Genomic DNA, 438 nt, shown 5'->3' with positions numbered 1-438 from the left:
CGGCGTCAGGGCCGGACCGCGCGGCGCGGCGGGGGCGCCCGTGGCCGGCGCGATGGAGGGCACCGCTGGGGCGCCCGTGGCCGGCGCGATGGAGGGCACCGCTGGGGCGCCCGTGGCCGGCGCGATGGAGGGCACCGCGGGCGCGATGGGCGGAACGACGGGGGAGATGGCGGGAACGGCTCCCGAGGGAGGACGATTCGCGGGCGCCGCGCGTGGTACTCCCACGACGGGGGCGGGCGTCGGCGGTGTCAGGCCGACCGGTGTCCCCCTCGGCGCGGGGCCCGAGCCCGGTGGGGTCGGCGGCGTCAGGCCGACCGGTGTCCCCCTCGGCGCGGGGCCCGAGCCCGGGGGCGTCGGCGGTGTCAGGCCGACCGGTGTCCCCCTCGGCGCGGGGCCCGAGCCCGGGGGCGGCGGAGGCGTCAGGCCGACCGGAGTCCC

1 pseudogene is annotated in these 438 nt (G+C 82.6%); it reads right to left on the bottom strand.

Annotated features, from left to right (window positions below):
* Window positions 1-225, bottom strand: a pseudogene (locus FL311_RS45860) (molecular chaperone DnaJ); the annotation flags it as partial.
* Window positions 226-438 lie beyond the last annotated feature (213 nt).

The organism is Myxococcus sp. AB025B, from assembly GCF_006518215.1.
Classification (GTDB): domain Bacteria; phylum Myxococcota; class Myxococcia; order Myxococcales; family Myxococcaceae; genus Myxococcus; species Myxococcus fulvus.
This window is presented reverse-complemented; position numbering and strand designations above follow the sequence as displayed.